Source organism: Methylobacterium sp. UNC300MFChir4.1, from assembly GCF_900110155.1.
In the GTDB taxonomy this organism is placed as follows: Bacteria; Pseudomonadota; Alphaproteobacteria; order Rhizobiales; family Beijerinckiaceae; genus Methylobacterium.
The window spans coordinates 333570-351172 of record NZ_FOCS01000003.1 but is presented as its reverse complement, the minus strand read 5'-3'; the positions used below and the strand labels follow the sequence as shown (position 1 = coordinate 351172).

Sequence of the window (17603 nt, the reverse complement as noted above, 5' to 3'; positions counted from 1 at the left end):
TGGTAAGTGGATGGCTCCCCGAGCAGGACTCGAACCTGCGACAAGGCGATTAACAGTCGCCTGCTCTACCAACTGAGCTATCGGGGATCACGAGGGGGTCTCTACACACCGGGATGGCGTGACGCAAGGGCCTCGATGCACGATCCGCGTCCAAACCGACGCGCTGCGCCCCCCGACACAGCGCGTGGCGCCTCCCGCGGAGGTCGGGAGGCCCGGAATGTGACTGATCGGCAACATCGTCGCCGAGGCCCGTCGCCGGCTCTGCCGGTCCGCGGCCGGTGGAAGTCATCCGTCTGTCGTCTCCCGCTCCTACGGGGACCGCCTGCCGGCGCGCCGGTGTGACGACCCTGCCGCTATGCCGACCCATCGCTGCCTCGACCCACAGGACCCCTACGCCGAACGCGAGGTGCGCGTCGCCTTCGAGTGGAGCGCCGACCATCCCCGCCTGATCGCGGCCCTGGACGAGCACGAGGCCGATATCCTCCCCGACCTCGTGGAGGCCCAGCGCGACGATCTCCGTCGCGAGATCGTGGCCGCCCTACCGCTTCCGGAGCCGTGCATCCCAGGTCGGACCGAGATCCGCCTGCCGTGATCGCCGACCCGTGTCCCGCGCGGTCGGGCGCGCGGCGATCCAGCTTCGTCCGGGCGAAACAGTGCTCCTGCCTGCCGGCGCATCTGCCGGCAGCGCTCGCGAGACTGAACTGACAATCCGGCACCGGCCGAGATCCGCGAATTCTTCCTCCGATGAGCTCTTGGATGCGGAGGTTGAGCCGGGCCGCGCGATGGCAAAAATTTCGGAGCTTCGGAGTATAAGATAAATGTTTTTGCCGGCTATATTTACCTGTTCAAAAAGTTTTGCTTCAATATAGCTGCGGTCACACGAATCTCCGGCCAGAAGCGGCTCGTCGCCATGCGCATCTCACTCGGCCTGAAGCTCTCCGCGGTGATCGGGCTGCTGGCCCTGGTGGCGATCGGCATCGCTGCCTTCGCGGTTCGACAATCGAACTGGGAGCAGGAGCGGGCGGCCGCCACCGACCGGATCTGGAACGCCGGCCTTCAGGCGGGCGCCCTGGGGCAGGCGATCGAGCACGCGGTGGTGCAGGCTACGGCCCTCTACACCGCGGAGGACACGACCGAGGCGCGCACGCGGCTGTCGGCGCTCCACGACGCCCTCGCCACCGTGGAGCAGGTGCGGGTGCCCTTCCTCGAGGCCATGGAGGATCAGCTCCCCGCCGACCGTCGGCGGCGGTTCGACCTCTTCGTCAAGGAATTCGTCGCCTACCAGACCGATACGGCCGAACTCGGCCTCACGGTCTCGCCCAAGGCCGCGCTGATCCAGGCGACCGACGAGGCGACCGTGAAGAACCGCGAGCGCATGGTCGCCGAGATCGGCATTCTCGGACGGGAGGTGCTGAACCGCCTGAACGCCCGCCGCGCCGCGGACGCGGCCGACCGCCGTCGGGCGCGGATCACCCTGGTGGCCGTGCCGGCCGCGGCGCTGGCGTTCGGCCTCCTCGCGGCGATCTGGATTATCGTGAGCCAGGTGCGGCGACCGCTGCATCGGCTCAAGGAGGGGATGACGGCGCTCGCCGCCAACGATCTCGGCCGCGCGATCCCGTTCACGCACCGCCGCGACGAGATCGGCGAGATGGCCGCCGCCATCGCGGCGTTCCAGACGGCGCTGATCGAGAAGCGCGACCTCGACGCCGAGGCGCAGGCGCGGCGCGACCGCGACCGCAGCCGGGCGGAGGCCCTGGCCGCGGCCACGCGGACCTTCGAGGCCGAGACGCATCGCGCCGTCACCGATCTCGCCGACTCGGCCGAGGCGATGCAGACGGCGGCCGACACGCTCTCGGGCAACGCGGGCGCGATGGCGGCCGAGTCGGCCGTCGTCGCCGGAGCGTCGCAGCAGAGCGCGGGCCTCGTCGACAGCATCGCCAGCGCGGCCGAGGAACTCTCGGCCTCGGCGCGGGAGATCGAGGCGCGGGTCCGTCACACCAGCGCGATCGCCACCTCGGCCCTCTCCGACACGCAGGGGCTCAAGGAGACGGTGATGAGCCTCTCGCAGGCGGCCGAGGAGATCGGCGCCGTGGTCACGCTGATCCGCGAGGTCGCCGAGCAGACGAACCTCCTCGCGCTCAACGCCACGATCGAGGCGGCCCGCGCGGGCGCCGCGGGGCGGGGATTCGCGGTGGTCGCCGCGGAGGTGAAGGCGCTGGCCGGCCAGACGGCGCTCGCCACCGACCGCATCACCGGGCAGGTCGGGGCGATCCAGGGGGCCGCCGGGCGCACGGTCGGCGCCATCGGCACGATCGGCGAGACCATCGCCCGGATGAGCCTGATCGCCTCCGAGGTCGCGGACGCCACCGACCAGCAGGGGCAGGCCAGCCAGGAGATCGCGCGGGCGATCTTCGGCGCGGCCGCGGAGGCCCGGCAGGTCTCCGAGAGCGTGGCGGGCGTTCAGGCCGCGGCCGCGTCCAACGAGGCGCAGGCCGGGCAGGTGCGCGGCAGCGCCGCCCGGGTCAATGCCGGGACCCACAGCCTGCAGCGGGCGATCGAGACCTTCATGGTGGAGGTCCACGGCGCCTGACGGGCGCGCACCGGCCCGTCACGGCCGGCACAATCTGTCTGGGAAGGATGGAGGCCTCGCCCGGAATCGAACCGGGGTGCAAGGATTTGCAGTCCTCTGCGTAACCACTCCGCCACGAGGCCTTCCCGAACGGCGCTGCCGTCCCGTCCGGAGCTTGGCGGACAGCTCCGGGTGCGCGTCTCTAGCAGAGGTCGGCGGTCGCAGGCAACGGCCCCGAGGCCCGGATCGCGCGGACCGCGTCAGCTCTGCCAGACCCGCGGCATCGGCAGGCCGCGGTAGCCCGCGAGGAAGCGGGCGACGAGCCCCCGCAGGGGCCCGACCGCGTCGCCCAGCGCGCGGACCGCCAGATGGCCGTTCCAGGCGCTCGCCGCCGCCGTCGTCCCGGGCGACGCGGCCTCGGCCAGCCGGGTCCGCGCCTCCTCGAGGCGCGCCTCCGCCCCGGCGGAGAGGTCGAGGATCGTCGCGCAGGCGCGGGCGCCGCCGCCGATGGCCGGGCGAGCGAGGTGGTCGCTGATCGGCCCCTCCAGCAGGAGGTCGTCGGCGTAGGCGAGGCGCCCGCCCCGGCGGATCCGCCAGGAATCCGCGAACAGCCCGTCGCCGATCCGCTCGCCCCGGGCGGCGCGGCCGAACGCCACGACCTCCACGGCGAGCAGCGCGGCCCCCTCGGCGAGATCGGCCACGAAGCGCCGCCGCACCCGGGCCCGATCGAACAGGATCGTCTCCTGCGGCAACCAGGCGAGGCCGGCCCCCTCCCCCAGATTCAGCGTGTTGACGATGCGGCTCACGGGGCCGTCAGAGCGATAGATCTTCTCGGCCGCCGTCGTGGTCAGAACCAGCTCGGCCCCCGGTTGGAGCGTGAGGTCGATGGCGAAGGTGTCGCCGCAGGCGACGCCGCCCGCCGTGTTGACGAGGACCGCCTCCGGCGCGCCGGTCCCCCGGGGGAAGCGCAGCCGCGACGGCCCGGCTTCTGCCAGATCCAGGATGCGCGTCCCGCCGCCCGGACGGGCCAGTCCGACACGCAGCTGGACGCGCCCGTCCGAGCGCTGGCGCGCGGGCGCGGTCATCTCGGGCGCGGATGAGGGCGCGAGAGGGCCGTGCATCAGGCGCGCCCGGCCGGCTCTGCCGGCACGGCCTCGATCGGCAGGGTCGGCCGGTCGAGGATGCGCCGGCCGAACAGGCTGGCCACCAGCTCGACCAACACCCGGGCGCTGCGGCCACGCTCGTCGAGGAAGGGGTTGAGCTCCACCACGTCGAGGGAGCGGACCAGACCGGAATCGTGGAGCATCTCCATGATCAGATGGGCCTCCCGGAAGGTGGCGCCGCCCGGAACGGTGGTGCCCACGGCCGGGGCGATCGACGGATCGAGGAAGTCGATGTCGAGGCTGACATGGAGGTGCGCGCCCCGCGCGGCGACGCGGTCGAGCACCCGCCGCAGGGGCGCCACGACGCCGAACTCGTCGATCGTGCGCATGTCGGTGACGCCGACCCGGCGCGCCGTCACGAGGGCGCGCTCGCCGGCATCGATCGACCGGAGGCCGAACAGGTGGACGTCGGCGGGCGGCAGGGGCGCCGGCGCCGGCTCGGCGAAGAGCGGCGGGAAGCCCGGCTCGCCGCACAGGGCGGCGAGCGGCATGCCGTGGACGTTGCCGGAGGGCGAGGTCGCCGGCGTGTTGAAGTCGGCGTGGGCGTCGAGCCAGAGGACGAAGACGGGCCGGCCGCCCCGCGCGCAGTGCCGCATCACCCCGTCGACGGAGCCCAGGGACAGGCTGTGGTCGCCGCCGGCGGTCAGCGGCAGCGCCCCCGCGTCGAGGGCGTCCTCCACGGCGCGGGACAGGGCGCGCGTCCAGGCGGCGACACCGTCCAGCCCGCGCGTCCCGGCAGGCCCGTCCGGAGCGACGTCGCCGCGATCCGCGATCGCGTGGCCGAGTTCGGCGAGCGCCCGCACCAGCCCGGCCGTGCGCAGGGCCGCCGGGCCCATGAGGGCGCCGGCCTCGCTGGTCCCGACCTCGATCGGGGCCCCGATCAGCGCGATGCTACGCGCCCGGTCCGGCTGGTCTTCGCCGCTCATCCCACCTCCATCGCCGTCGCGAAGCGCCCGTGCTCCGCGGTCGCTCTACCACCCGGACTCATAAACGGCCGATGACGCCGACCGCGAGACGGGATCGGCCAGCAAGATCCGTGACGGTGTGTCCGGGGCGGCCGCGGGACGACGGGCTGCCCGAAACGGGCTGGCCGAAACTTGGCCGGATGCCGCGCATCCCTCAACGCCGCGCGGGCGTCCGTGACGACCCGCGCGGCGAAATCTTGCCGGAACGGGCGCTCGACCATTCACAACTTGGAATCATGGTGCCAAGACTGTTCTTTAAGTTGTATGTTCCGCATGTGCTCAAGTTTTGAGCGGTGTATCGGTGTTTACGAGATTTTTATAAGGATTGGGCGATTGGTTCACGTCAAACCAATCTACCAAAGAATACAGGGGCATCATGATCTCGCTATCGCGGCTGAGCACGCGCCTTCCCGCGACGACCGTCGGCCTGGCGCTCCTGAGCGCCACCGCCATGGGCGGATTCAGCTGGTACTCGGCGCGGGCGGGCCTGATGACCGCGGCCCACGAGCGCCTCGAACTCGCCGCGGCGGCGCGCCGGGACGCGATCGAGCTGGTGGCGGATCGGGCGCAGGCCGACTTCCTGGCGGTGGCGGCCCACCCGCAGATCGTCTCGAACTTCCCCGACCTGCTCGAGAACCTCGACCCGGCGAAGCCCGACACCGAGAGCGTCATCGCGGCGTTCCGCGCGCCGCAGACCGCCGAGGCGCGGGTCGCCCTCGACGGCAGCGGCATGTCGTCGATGTATGCCCGCCGGCACGTCAAGGTTCAGGAGGTGGCGCGCAAGCTCGTGGCCCAGCCGGGCTACGCCGACCTGATGTTCATCGATGACAACGGCCGGATCGACTACACCACGACGAAGGGCGCCGATTTCGGCAAAGCGGTCACGGAGGACGGCTTGGCGGGGACGGCGCTCGCGCGCCTCGTCGAGCGCCTGAAATCCGCCGATCCGGGCGCGGTCCTGTACGAGGATTTCGCCGCCTACCCGGTGGACGGGGTCCCGGCCGCCTTCCTCGGCCGCGCCATGACCAAGCGGGCCAACGTCGCCATGGGCACCGCGCAGGCGGCCGAGCGGATCGGCTTCATCGTCATGCGGGTCACGCCGGCCCTGTTCGACCAGACGCTGTCGAAGCGGACCGGTCTCGGCGACACGGGCCAGATCCTGGCGGTCGGCGCGGACGGCCTCCTGCGCAGCAACCCGCCGCTGAACCCCGGCGTGCGGGCCGGCGCGGGCCTCGCCGGGATCGGCCTCGCCGCCGACCGGGTCAAGGCCGGCGGTCCCGTCGACTTCGCGGCGGAGAACGGCACCCACATGGCGGCCGCCTCGCCGGTGACCGTCCTGGGCGCGCCCTGGACGGTGGTGGCGGAGCAGACCCAGGCCGAGGCGATCGACGCGGTCCAGGCCCTGTCGCGCACGCTGATCCTGACCGGCCTGTTCGTGCTCGCCGGAACGGCCCTGCTCGGCCTGCTGCTCGCCCGCTCGATCGTGGCGCCGCTCGGTGCCCTCACCCGCGCGCTCAAGGCCCTCGCCGATCGCCAGGCGCTGACCGACGTGCCGGGCAGCAAGCGGCGGGACGAGATCGGCGACATCGCCCGCGCCGTGGTCACGATCCGCGACATGTCGCTGGAGGAGGCCGCCCAGCAGCTCCAGACCACCGAGGCCGCGCGCCTGCGCGAGGAGCAGAGCCGGCGCGCCATGCTCAAGCAGCTGGCCGACGGCTTCGAGCACTCGGTCGGCGGCATCGTCGAGGGCCTGACCGGCGCCGTCACAGAGCTTCAGGGCGCCTCGGACACGATGCGCGCCGCGGTCTCCAGCACCTCCGAGCGCTCGACCAGCGTCGCCGGGGCCGCGCAGCAGACCTCCGACAACGTCAACACCGTGGCGGCCGCGGCCGAAGAACTCGGCGCGACCGTCCAGGAGATCGGCCGGCAGGTCGAGCAGGCCGCCGGCATGTCCGCCACCGCCGTCGGCGAGGCCCGCCGGGCCGAGCAGACCATGACCGACCTCGCCGCCGCCGCGACGCGCATCGGCGACGTGGTCGGCATGGTCTCGACCATCGCCGGGCAGACGAACCTGCTGGCGCTCAACGCCACGATCGAGGCCGCCCGCGCCGGCGAGGCGGGCCGCGGCTTCGCGGTGGTCGCCGCCGAGGTCAAGGAGCTCGCCGCCCAGACCACCCGCGCCACCGAGGAGATCAGCCGTCAGGTCGCCTCGATCCAGACGGTCACGGGCGACGCGGCCGGGGCGATCCAGGGCATCACCGCCCAGATCGAGGCGATGAACCAAGTGTCGACCAGCATCGCCGCCGCGGTGGACCAGCAGGGCGTCACCACGCAGGACATCGTGCGCAGCATGGGGCAGGCGTCGGCCGGCACCGGCACGATGACCCTGGAGATCGCCGAGGTCGCGCGGGTCGCTGGCGATGCCGGCGAGGCCGCGGACTCGGTCGCGCAGGCGTCCGACTCGCTGGCGACGCGCTCGGAGCAGCTCCGCGCCGAGGTGGCGCAGTTCCTCCGCAACGTGCGGGCGGCGTAGAAGCGAACGGGACCCGAGGCGGCCTCAGGCCGCCTCGGCCGGGAGCGGCGCGGGCTTGTGCGCCGCGCGCCCCGCGAAGGCCTGGGCGGCCAGGGGCAGCTCGATCGCCGCGCAGAGCCCGCCCTCGGGGCGGTTCTCCAGCCGCAGGCGCCCGTTATGGGCCTCGACGATGGCCTGCACGATCGAGAGGCCGAGGCCGAAGCCGCTGGCCTCGTTGAGATTGCGCGCCCGGTCGCCGCGCACGAAGGGCTGGAGCATCGCCTCGCGCTCCGCCTCCGGGATCCCCGGGCCATTGTCCAGGATGCAGACCCGGACGCCGCGCTCGGAGGCCTCCATCTGCACGTCGGCCCGGCCGCCGTACTTCACGGCGTTGTCCACGAGGTTGGTCACCGCCCGCTGGAGTTCCTCGGGCCGCCCCTGGACCAGGACGTGCCGGCTGCGGCTGACGCTGACCGGTGCGCCGAAATCCGAGAAGTCGTCGCAGACCGTCTGCACCACCGAGGCGAGATCCACGAGGCTGTGGCTGTTCGCGTCGCGGATCTGGCCGTCGCGCACGAAGGAGAGCGCCGCCTCGACGAGGCCGTTCATCTGGTCGAGGTCGCGCAGGGTCGAGGCCCGGGCGTTCTCGTCCTCGATGAACTCGGCGCGCAGGCGCAGCCGGGTGATCGGCGTGCGCAGGTCGTGGCTGATCGCCGCCAGCATCTGCGTCCGGTCGTCGATCAGGCGGCGGACGCGCGACCGCATCCGGTCCAGCGCCCGGGACACGGCGAGCACCTCGCGCGGCCCCGCCTCCGGCAGCGCCACATGGTCGTCGCGGGCGCCGAAAGCTTCCGCCGCGCCCGCGAGCCGCTTCAGCGGCGCCGTGAGGGCGCGCGTGGCCCAGACGCAGAGCAGCGCCAGCGTCAGCGCCAGGAACACCACGGTGAAGATCAGCGCCCCCTGGCGGGGGCCTCTCAGGGGGTCGTTCGGCAGCGTCGCCTGGACCCGCACACCCGCCGGCGTGACGATGCCGATATGGAGGCGGCCGTCCGACTTGTCGCGCGCCGGATCGGCCGCGGCGAGGTCGGTGATCGTGACCGGCCGGCCGGCGCCGTAGCGCAGCTTGCGGATCACCGGCAGGTCGGGGGCCGGCTTCGCACCCGGCGGCACCGTCCCGTCCCAGGGCTCGACTTGGATCAGCGGCAGGCTGCGGCCGCTCGCCAGCAGCGCCGGTCGCGCCGCCGGGTCGGCGGCGTCCATGAGCCTCACCAGAACGCCGAGGCGGCTCGCGGCCACGCCCGGCAGCGTGTCGGGATTCTGCGACTCGTGCAGCATCAGGAACGCCGCGGTGGCGACCACGTGCGCCACCGCGATGCCGGCGACCACGAGCAGCGCGATCTGGCCCGCGATCGTCTTCGGACGCAGCCGCGCGCGGAGGCGCCCCAGACCGCTCATGACCGCGTGACCTCGGGCGTGAACAGGTAGCCCCCGGACCGGATCGTGCGGATGAATTCGGGGTTGCGGGTGTCGCGCTCGATCTTCTGGCGGATCCGGGAGATCAGCACGTCGATGCTCCGCTCGAACGGGCCCGCGGCGCGGCCCTGGGTGAGGTCGAGGAGCTGGTCCCGGGACAGCACCCGCCCCGGCCGGAGGCACAGGGCGTGGAGGAGGTCGAACTCCGCACCGGTGATCGAGATGCGGGCGCCCTCTGGCGACAGGACCTGCCGCAGGGAGACGTCGAGGGTCCAGCCCGAGAAGTGCAGCCGCCGCCGCTCGTCGGCGTCCGGCGCCTCGGCGGCGACCCGGCGCAGGATCGCGCGGATCCGGGCGAGCAACTCCCGCGGGTTGAACGGCTTGGCGAGGTAGTCGTCGGCGCCGAGTTCGAGGCCGAGGATCCGGTCCACGTCCTCGGATTTCGCGGTCAGAATCAGGATCGGGATCTGCGAGGTACCGCGCAGGCGCCTGCACAGGCTCAGGCCGTCCTCGCCGGGAAGCATCAGGTCGAGCACGATGAGGTCGATCCGCGCTTCCGCCAGGACCCGGTCCATGTCGGCGCCGTCGCCGGCCAGCGTGACGCGGCAATCGTTGCCGCGCAGGTAGCGCGCGATCAGCGCCGAGATCTCCCGATCGTCCTCGACGACGAGGATGTGGGGTGTTGCGGGTGCGCTCATCGCGAAGGAGTCGGTCTGCGGTTCGGCCTGCATCATCAAGCTATTATGACCCCGTCCGCCGATTATTCGAAGATGGGGCACGGAACCATTTTGTAAGCGCGTGTTTCCCGCACGGACCTGAACTGAGTTGCCGCACGGCGTCACATCACAGGGGGGAACGATGACCGGAACCGAGGATCGGAAGGACCTGATCGCGCCGAAGCCGCCGGAACTCGCCTCGCCCTGGCGCACCGAGGCGCGTGCGGCGCTGCAGGACGAGGCCCGGGCCTTCGCCCGCGACACCGTCCTGCCGCTCGCCGACGAGCTCGACCGTCACAAGGCCGAGATGCCGCGGTCGCTCATCGACGCCATGGCCGAGAAGGGCTGGTTCGGGATCACGATCCCGGCGGAGCACGGCGGCCTCGGGCTCGGCGTGTTCGAGTACTGCCTCGTCTCGGAGGAGTTGGCCCGGGCCTGGCTCTCGGTGGGCAGCATCCTGGCCCGCGGTCAGGGTCTCGGCACCCAGACCCTCGACCCGGAGCGCCGGGCGGAGCTGCTCCGGCGCTCGGCCCGGGGGCAGTGGATCGGCTCGATCTCGCTGTCGGAACCCGATGCCGGGTCCGACCTCGCCGGCGTGCAGACCCGCGCGGTGCGCGACGGCGACCGGTGGCGGATCACCGGGACCAAGCGCTGGGCGGGATTCGCCAAGGGCGCCGACTTCATCGAGGTTCTGGCCCGGACCCGCGACCCGGAGCCGGGCGAGTCGCGCTCGGCCGGCCTCGAGCCGTTCCTCGTGCTCAAGGAGCGCGACAGCTTCCCGCCCGGCGTGACCGGCCGGGTGATCGACAAGATCGGCTATCACGGCTTCCAGACCTTCGAGCTGAGCCTGGAGGACGTGTGCGTGCCCGAGAGCGACCGGCTCACCGGGCTCTACGGCGACCAGGGGGCGGACGCGGATTCCGGAGGGTTCGCCGCCGTCCAGCGCGGCCTCAACATCGCCCGGGTCCACACGGCGGCGCGGGCCGTCGGCGTCGCACGCGCGGCGGTCGAGGATTGCCAGTGCTACCTCCAGGAGCGGGTCCAGTTCGGCCACCCGATCGGCGACTTCCAGGCGCTGCGCTTCGCGCTGGCCGACATGGCCGCCGAGGTCGCGCAGGCGCGGGCCTTCTGGCATCAGGCCGCCCACCTCCTCGACCAGGGCGAGCCCGCCGAGAGCGAGTCTGCGATGGTGAAGCTCTTGGCCACCGAGATGGCGGTTCGGGTCACCAACCAGGCGATGCAGCTCCACGGCGGCAACGGCTACACCACCGAGCGCCGGGTCGAGCGCTACTGGCGCGACGCGCGGCTGACGACGATCTTCGAGGGCACGAGCGAGATCCAGCGGCGGATCATCAGCGACCGTATGCTGCCGCGGCCCGGGGCCTGACCGACCGGGAGCGATCGCGCGCGGCCGTGCGGCGAATCGTCGATCGGGACTCCCCGCCCGGCGCCGCCCGGCTACCTCAGGACTCTGTCCTGCCCGGCGGACCGGGTGCCGCCATCCGGAAGCCCCGTGTCGAAGCCCATCAGCGATTACGCCCTCATCGGTGACACCCATTCCTGCGCGCTGATCGCCCGGGACGGCTCCATCGACTGGCTGTGCTGGCCGCGCCACGATTCGCCGGCGCTGTTCGTGAAGCTCCTCGACGACGAGAAGGGCGGATCGTGCAGCCTCGCCCTCGACGGCCCGACCGGGAGCGCGCGCCGCTACCTGCCGGACACCAACATCCTGGAGACGACCTTCACCACGGAGACCGGCCGGGCGCGCCTCGTCGACCTGATGCCCGTCAACCCGCCGAGCCCGGAGCCCGACGAGGGGCCGGACGGCGAGAGCGAGAGCCGCCTGATCCGGCTGCTGACCTGCGAGCAGGGCCGGGTCTCGGGCGTGTTCCGGATCCGTCCGACCTTCGACTACGCCCGCCGCCCCTGCACCCCGCTGGTCGAGGGCGGGTCGGTCCTGTTCGAGGCCGGTGACTGGCGCGTGCGGGTCAACGCGCACGCGTGCCCGACCCTCGCGGGCGACGCGGCCGAGGTCCGCTTCGACCTCGCGGAGGGCGAGACCGCCTACCTGGTCCTGACCCACGGCGAGGACCAGGACGAGGCCTGCATCGAGGATTTCGCCGGCGCCCAGAGGCGGCTGGAGTCGACTGCCGATTACTGGCGCCGCTGGTGCGCCCGGAGCACCTATCGCGGCGCCTACCGGGACGCGGTGATGCGGTCCGCCCTGTGCCTGAAGCTGCTGACCTACTCGCCCTCGGGCGGGATCGTGGCGGCGGCCACGGCCGGCCTGCCCGAGGCGGTGCCGGGCAACCGCAACTACGATTACCGCTTCACCTGGATGCGGGACGCCGCCTTCACGGTCACCGCCTTCGTGATGCTGGGCTACGTCCGCGAGGCGTCCGAGTTCCTGCGCTTCCTGCGCGAGCGCGACGGCACCTTCGGGCGGGCGACTCGGCTCATGTACGGCATCGCCGGCGACATGCCGCCGGAGGAGGAATTGAGCCACCTCGCCGGCTGGAACGGCGTGGGGCCGGTGGTGATCGGCAACATCGCCGAGTGCCAGGACCAGCACGACATCTACGGCGAGCTGCTCCGGGCGCTGTGCGTCTTCCTCGAGGCGGTCGATTACGACCCGCCCGAGAAGGTTAACGACCGGCTGCCGGAGGTGCTGGACAACCTCACCGCCCGGGCCATCCGCCACCGCCACGACGCGGATAACGGCATCTGGGAGCTGCGCACCGGGCCCCGCCAGCAGGTCCACACCAAGGCGATGCTCTGGGTCGCGCTGCGGGACGCGGCCCGGATCGCCCGCAACATCGCGGGCGTGCCGGAGGCGAAGATCGCCGAGTGGGAGCGGATCGCCGCCGAGATCCGGTCGGAATACCTGGAGAAGGGCTGGAACGCCGAGAAGCAGGCCTATGTCGGCGCCTACGACTCGCACCACCTCGACGCCGCGGTCCTGCGCGTCGCCCTGTTCGGGGCCCTCGACCCGCGGGAGCCGCGCATGCGCGCGACCCTGGCGGCGGTCGAGCGCGAGCTGGGCGCCGGCGACCTGATCTACCGCTACCGCATGGAGGACGGGCTGGAGGGCGACGAGGGCACGTTCACGGCCTGCGCCTTCTGGCGGGTCGGCTGCCTCGCCCTCGACGGGCGGACCGGCGAGGCCAGGGCCGCCTTCGAGCGGCTGATCGCTCGGTGCAACGATGTCGGGCTGCTCGCCGAGGAGATCGACCCGGCCACCGGGGCGCAGCGCGGGAACACGCCGCAGGGCTTCTCCCACATGGCCCTGATCAACGCCGCGCTGCGGCTGGAGGACAGCATCGCGCGCTTCGGCGTGGACGACGGGGCGGAGACCGTCACGCGGTCGGCTGCCGAGTAGCGGCGCCCCGGCCCCCGGCACGGGCCAATCCACGCCACGTCGCCGTTGACCAAGCGAGTGTCGCTGGCGTGGCAGCGGGCGGCCGGTCCGGCGACGATAGTTTCGGGGCCTGAATGGCTCCGGAGGTCCCATGCTCGACGTGACGCCGACCCCTCTGCAGCGTCTCTGGCGCGAGCGCCGTCGCGGCTACAGCCTGCCGGCCGAGTTCTACCTGAGCCCCGAAGTCTTCAAGGCCGACATGGCGGACATCTTCGGCCGCCACTGGATCTACGTCGGCGTCGAGCCCGACGTGCCGGAGGCCGGCGAGGTCATGGTCGTCGACATCGGCAAGACCTCGGTGGCGATCGTCCGGGACGACGACGGCGCCGTGCGGGCCTTCCACGATAGCGCCTACGATCCCGCCGGCCGGGCCGCCCGGATCGTCGCGGCCCTGACAGCGCTCGATCCGCGCCACGTCCTGTTCCCGGAATCCCTCGACGGCGGCGACGTCGCCCGCCGGGTCGCGGTCCGGCTCGGCGCGCCGCTGTTCACCCAGGCCGAGGGCGTCTCCGCCTCCGGGCTGATCCGCCCGGCGCGGGGCCGCAGCGTCGAGCAGCGGGCCGCGCCCGGGCTGCTCGCCACCGTCGCCCCCGACGCGGTGGCCGAGTATGCCGGCCCGCCCAGGGAAGCGCGGCCGCTGGCGGTCGCGACGGCGGGGCTCGCGCCCGCCCGGACGGTGATCCTCTCGGCGCAGAACGTCCCGGCAGACCCCGCCACGGTGCCGCTCGCCCTCGCCGCGTTCGTCACCGCCGCGGGCAACGGCGTCACCGACCTCGACGCGTTCCGGCAGCTGGTCGCGGCGCTCCGCGCGACCCCGGGCGCGAGCCGGGTCCTGTGCGACTCCGGGCTGATGCCGCGTCGGACCCAGGTCGGCGCCTCCGGCACCGTCCTGGCGGCGACCTGCTACCTCGCCCTCGGCATCTCGGGGGCGCCGCAGCACCTGCAGGGTATCGCGGGCTGCGAGCACGTCGTGGCGGTCAACACCGACCTGCACGCGGCGATGATCGAGCGGGCGGGCCTCGCCATCGTGCAGGACGCGCAGGAGGTCATGCCCGCCCTGCCGCGGCTGGAGGCCCAGGCGATCCGCCTCGCGACGGGCCTCGGCGAGGCCGTGGGCCTTCACGCCGGGCCGGCCGCGGCCGCCGTCGCGGACGCGCTGGGCCACGGCCTGTCCCGGATCGTCCACGTCCGCGTGCCGGCGGGGGCAGATCCAGTGCCGGCCCTCTCCGCGCGCCTCGCGGGGATGGCGCCCGGCCTGATCCTCGCGGGCCGTCGCGGCCAGGGGGGCGACGAGACCGGGATGGTTCCCTACGCGGTCGCGGAGGCCCTCGACGGCCTCCTGATCCCCGACATCGTCGCCCTCGCGGCCGGCAACGCGGGCAAATTGTCCCTCGACCAGACCCTCGGCCGCGGTGCCCGCCGCCGCGTGAGCCTGCGCGGGCCGGTCCTGGCCACGATCCATCCCGACGCGCCCGCGGCGCTCCCCTTCGCCTACGGGCAGGCGCCGCACGGCGTGATCGAGACCGTTGCGGGCGACCCGGCCGCGGCGGCGGTCCCCGTCCCGGTCTTCGAGGAGCGCCCCTATCGCCGCCGGCCGAAAATCGTGAAAGGTGCGCCGTCCGTCGGCGGGCGCCTCCTCGTCCGGCCCGAGCCCGACGAGGCCGCCCGGGAGATTCTGACTCACCTGCGCCGGATCGGCGTCCTCGGTCCGCCGGCCCGCGAATCCCGATGAGGAAACCGATGGCTATGACCTCTGACGATCTCCTGGCCCGGCTGCGCGCGCTCGGGGTCGCCTACAAGCTCTACGAGCACGCGCCGGTCCTGACCGTCGAGGCGATGATGGCGGCCTGCGGCGACATCGTCGGCGCGCACACCAAGAACCTGTTCCTGCGCGACGGCAAGAAGACGTACTTCCTCGTCACGCTCCGTCACGACGCCCAGGTGGACCTGAAGGCGTTCCGGGCCGTCCTCGGCGCGCGGGGCGGCCTGTCCTTCGCCAGTGCCGAGGCGCTCGGCGCGCAGCTCGGCGTCGCGAGCGGCGCGGTGTCGCCGCTCGCCGCCCTCAACGCCGCGCCGGGCAGCGTGCGGATCTTCGTCCAGGACAGCCTGCTCGCGGAGGCGCGGATCAACGTCCATCCCCTGGTGAGCACGCGCACCCTCAACCTCGCGCCCGACGACCTGCTGGCCGCGCTCCGCGCGGAGGGTCACGCGCCGGAGCCGTTCGCGCTGCCGGGAGCGTCGCAGGCGGCCTGACACGGTCCCCTGCGAGGCCGCGCGGGACGTCGCGCTCAGCAGGCGGCGACGTTGACCGCGAGGCCGCCGAGGGAGGTTTCCTTGTACTTGGCCTGCATGTCGTGGCCGGTCTGGCGCATCGTCTCGATGACCTGATCGAGGCTGACGAAATGCACCCCGTCGCCGTGGAGGGCGAGGGATGCGGCCGCCACCGCCTTGTTGGCGCCGAAGGCGTTGCGCTCGATGCAGGGGATCTGGACGAGCCCGCCGATCGGGTCGCAGGTCATGCCCAGATGGTGCTCCATGGCGATCTCGGCGGCGTTGGCGACCTGCCGCGCGTCGCCCCCGAGGACGGACGCGAGCCCGGCGGCCGCCATGGCGGCCGCGGAGCCGACCTCCCCCTGGCAGCCGACCTCGGCGCCCGAGATCGAGGCCCGGCGCTTGATCAGGCCGCCGATCGCCGCGGCGGCGAGGAGGTAATCGCGGCCGCGCGCCTCGCTCCAGCCGGGATAGAAGTCGACGATGTAGCGCAGCACCGCCGGCACGATCCCGGCCGCGCCGTTGGTCGGCGCCGTGACGATCCGGCCGCCGGACGCGTTCTCCTCGTTCACCGCCAGGGCGAACAGGCTGATCCAGTCCATGATCTCGTGGGCCGGCCGGCTGTTCGTGAGGCGGTTCGCCTCGAGGGTCTCGTACAGGCGCTTCGCGCGCCGCCGGACCCTGAGGCCGCCGGGCAGCTCGCCGTCCATGCGCAGGCCACGACTGATGCAGGCCAGCATGGCGTCGCGGACGGCGTCGAGCCCGGCCTCGATCTCCGCCTCGGTGCGCAGGGCGCGCTCGTTGGCCATCTGGACCTGCGGGATGGTGAGGCCGGTCTCGGCGCAGATCCGCAGCAGGTCGGCACCGCTCTCGAACGAGTGGGGCACCGCGACGGCGCCGAGGCCGCCGGTCTCCCCCGCCCCCTCCTCCTCGACGAAGCCGCCGCCGACCGAGTAGCAGACCACCTCGTCCAGCACGGCGCCGTCGGCGTCCAGGGCGCGGAAGCGCATGCCGTTGGTGTGGCGGGGCAGGACCTCGGCGAAGTTGAAGACAAGGTCCTTCGTCGTGTCGAAGGCGACGCCCGGCAGGCCGATGGCGCCGGTCTCGGCCAGGGTTCGCGTGTAGCCCGTCACGGCGTCCGGATCGACGGTCGCGGGCTCGTGGCCGAGCAGGCCGAGGAAGATCGCCACGTCGGTGCCGTGGCCGCGCCCGGTCCAGGCGAGGGAGCCGAAGATCTCCGCGGACACCCGCGCGACGCCGGCCCGGCCGGCGACGCGGTCGCGGAAGCGGCGCGCGGCCACCATGGGCCCGATCGTGTGGGAACTCGACGGGCCGATCCCGATCTTGAACAGATCGAAGGCGCTGATCATCGCGCGGCGGCTCTCTCCAGCGGGCCGGCCCCGAAGGCGGCTTCCTGCAGCAAGCCATACACGTAGGTCGCGAAGGACCGCCAGCACTCAACCCGGTATGTCGGGACCGGGCCGGGGCGACGGATCAGCACGATCTCGGCCTTGCCGAGGAGCGTGCGGGTGGCGCTGCCCGCCGGGAAGGCGGCGTCGCCGAGGTCGAGGGGGCAGCCGGCGTTGAGGGCGATCGCGGCCGCGTCCCCGCGGACGTCGATCCCGACATTGCGGTGCGACACGTCCACGAGGGCGTGCGTCCGGCCGGCGAGGTCGGTGCTCACGGCGGCGGCCAGGATGGCGGCATTGGTCTCGGGCGCGCCGATCAGCCACTCGTCGGGGCCGAGGCGGGCGATCCACCGGGTCTCGTCGCCCGACAGGGTGTTGATCGGGCGGTCGAGGGGGAGACCGGCCGCCGACGTGCGGGGACCGCGCAGGCGCAGGGAGAAGCGCGCCTCGGCTTCGGCCGGCCGGATCAGGAGTCCGGCGCCGGCCGGCGCCTCGGTGCGGCCGAGCGGGAGCGCCCGGGCGGTGCGGTAGCGTGCCTCAAGCATGGATGCGCTTCCCCTTGGGATCGAAGAACACCGGCTCGGCCACGGTCGCGGTGGTGAAGCCGTCCGGGGTCGTGACGTGGAGGGTCCGGCCGAATAGATCGCGCGCGCCCGTCACGAGGGCCAGCGCGATGGAGCGGTCGCAGTTCGCGCTCCAGTAGCTCGAGGTGACGTGGCCGAGCATCCGCATCGGGATCGGCTGGTTCGGGTCGGCGACGACCTGGGCGCCCTCGTCGAGGACGCAACGCGGGTCGTCGGTGACGAGCCCGATCAGCTGCTTGCGGCCGGAGGCGACCCCGTCGGGCCGGGCGAGCGAGCGCTTACCGACGAAATCCGTCTTCGCCTTGGCGATCATGCCGGCCAGCCCGACATCGTCCGGGGTGATCGTCCCGTCCGTCTCCTGGCCGACGATGATGTAGCCCTTCTCGGCCCGGAGCACGTGCATCGTCTCGGTCCCGGGTCGCGAGGTCCTCGCGCAGCTCCAGCCGAAGATCTTGCTCACGCCCGCTAAGGTAATACGACCCATGTGGTTACGATCTCTGCGATCTACTGCATCTTCCAGTCG

The 17603-nt window shown here is 72.9% G+C and carries 13 protein-coding genes, 2 tRNA genes and 1 pseudogene; 7 read left to right on the top strand and 9 right to left on the bottom strand.

Translation table 11 applies throughout. From position 1 onward, the window contains the following. Positions 1 to 11 precede the first annotated feature (11 nt). Positions 12 to 87 (bottom strand) — tRNA-Asn (locus BMY19_RS07255). 268 nt (positions 88 to 355) lie between these two features. On the opposite strand from BMY19_RS07255, the gene BMY19_RS07250 reads away from it, so the two are divergent. Both BMY19_RS07250 and BMY19_RS07245 read left to right on the top strand, forming a co-directional pair. Continuing rightward, positions 356 to 592 (top strand): hypothetical protein, encoded by a 237-nt coding sequence (locus BMY19_RS07250; protein ID WP_056527886.1) that lies wholly within the window; start codon positions 356 to 358, stop codon positions 590 to 592. 318 nt (positions 593 to 910) lie between these two features. Further along, on the top strand, positions 911 to 2590 hold the full coding sequence (locus tag BMY19_RS07245) for a methyl-accepting chemotaxis protein (protein ID WP_100251290.1): 1680 nt from the start codon (positions 911 to 913) through the stop codon (positions 2588 to 2590). Positions 2591 to 2638: 48 nt separating this feature from the next. Here BMY19_RS07245 and BMY19_RS07240 read toward each other — a convergent pair. From BMY19_RS07240 to rocF, 3 genes are all read right to left on the bottom strand, one after another. Further along, a tRNA-Cys gene (locus BMY19_RS07240) sits at positions 2639 to 2712 on the bottom strand. A gap of 117 nt (positions 2713 to 2829) precedes the next feature. Then, the gene (locus BMY19_RS07235) at positions 2830 to 3690 is read right to left on the bottom strand and encodes an urease accessory protein UreD (RefSeq protein ID WP_100251289.1); all 861 of its coding nucleotides are present in this window, start codon (positions 3688 to 3690) and stop codon (positions 2830 to 2832) included. Further along, on the bottom strand, positions 3690 to 4658 hold the full coding sequence (gene rocF / locus BMY19_RS07230; protein WP_100251288.1) for an arginase: 969 nt from the start codon (positions 4656 to 4658) through the stop codon (positions 3690 to 3692). The genes BMY19_RS07235 and rocF overlap by 1 nt, the downstream gene beginning before the upstream one ends. 415 nt (positions 4659 to 5073) lie before the next feature. Here rocF and BMY19_RS07225 point away from each other — a divergent pair, with 415 nt between their 5' ends. Beyond that, the gene (locus BMY19_RS07225; protein ID WP_091676677.1) at positions 5074 to 7230 is read left to right on the top strand and encodes a methyl-accepting chemotaxis protein; all 2157 of its coding nucleotides are present in this window, start codon (positions 5074 to 5076) and stop codon (positions 7228 to 7230) included. Between the two features lie 24 nt (positions 7231 to 7254). Here the strand turns inward: BMY19_RS07225 and BMY19_RS07220 are convergent, their stop codons facing one another. Together BMY19_RS07220 and BMY19_RS07215 are read right to left on the bottom strand one after the other, a co-directional pair. After that, entirely contained in the window at positions 7255 to 8664 is a 1410-nt protein-coding gene (locus BMY19_RS07220; RefSeq protein ID WP_056527902.1) for an ATP-binding protein, read from the bottom strand. Further along, a complete protein-coding gene (locus BMY19_RS07215; protein ID WP_020092151.1) occupies positions 8661 to 9416 on the bottom strand; it encodes a response regulator in 756 nt (251 codons plus the stop codon). Before BMY19_RS07215 ends, BMY19_RS07220 begins: the two co-directional genes overlap by 4 nt. Before the next feature lie 124 nt (positions 9417 to 9540). On the opposite strand from BMY19_RS07215, the gene BMY19_RS07210 reads away from it, so the two are divergent. The 4 genes from BMY19_RS07210 (at position 9541) to BMY19_RS07195 (ending at position 15069) form a co-directional block, all read left to right on the top strand. Beyond that, the gene (locus BMY19_RS07210) at positions 9541 to 10785 is read left to right on the top strand and encodes an acyl-CoA dehydrogenase family protein (protein WP_100251287.1); all 1245 of its coding nucleotides are present in this window, start codon (positions 9541 to 9543) and stop codon (positions 10783 to 10785) included. 126 nt (positions 10786 to 10911) lie between these two features. After that, positions 10912 to 12777 carry a glycoside hydrolase family 15 protein gene (locus BMY19_RS07205; RefSeq protein ID WP_100251286.1) on the top strand — a complete coding sequence of 622 codons (1866 nt, stop codon included), beginning with the start codon at positions 10912 to 10914 and terminating at the stop codon, positions 12775 to 12777. 130 nt (positions 12778 to 12907) lie between these two features. Continuing rightward, positions 12908 to 14548 carry an FAD-binding protein gene (locus tag BMY19_RS31250; protein ID WP_244534854.1) on the top strand — a complete coding sequence of 547 codons (1641 nt, stop codon included), beginning with the start codon at positions 12908 to 12910 and terminating at the stop codon, positions 14546 to 14548. Between the two features lie 8 nt (positions 14549 to 14556). Continuing rightward, positions 14557 to 15069, top strand: a complete 513-nt coding sequence (locus BMY19_RS07195; RefSeq protein ID WP_056527911.1) for a prolyl-tRNA synthetase associated domain-containing protein — start codon at positions 14557 to 14559, stop codon at positions 15067 to 15069. 35 nt (positions 15070 to 15104) lie between these two features. On the opposite strand, the gene BMY19_RS07190 is transcribed toward BMY19_RS07195, so the two are convergent. The 3 genes and pseudogenes from BMY19_RS07190 to BMY19_RS07180 form a co-directional block, all read right to left on the bottom strand. After that, entirely contained in the window at positions 15105 to 16457 is a 1353-nt protein-coding gene (locus BMY19_RS07190; protein ID WP_100251285.1) for an L-serine ammonia-lyase, read from the bottom strand. Then, positions 16454 to 17041, bottom strand: a complete 588-nt coding sequence (locus BMY19_RS07185; protein ID WP_100251284.1) for a sarcosine oxidase subunit gamma — start codon at positions 17039 to 17041, stop codon at positions 16454 to 16456. The genes BMY19_RS07190 and BMY19_RS07185 overlap by 4 nt, the downstream gene beginning before the upstream one ends. Further along, a pseudogene (locus BMY19_RS07180) lies at positions 17034 to 17495 on the bottom strand (glycine cleavage T C-terminal barrel domain-containing protein); the annotation flags it as partial. The pseudogene BMY19_RS07180 and the gene BMY19_RS07185, both read right to left, overlap by 8 nt. Positions 17496 to 17603 lie beyond the last annotated feature (108 nt).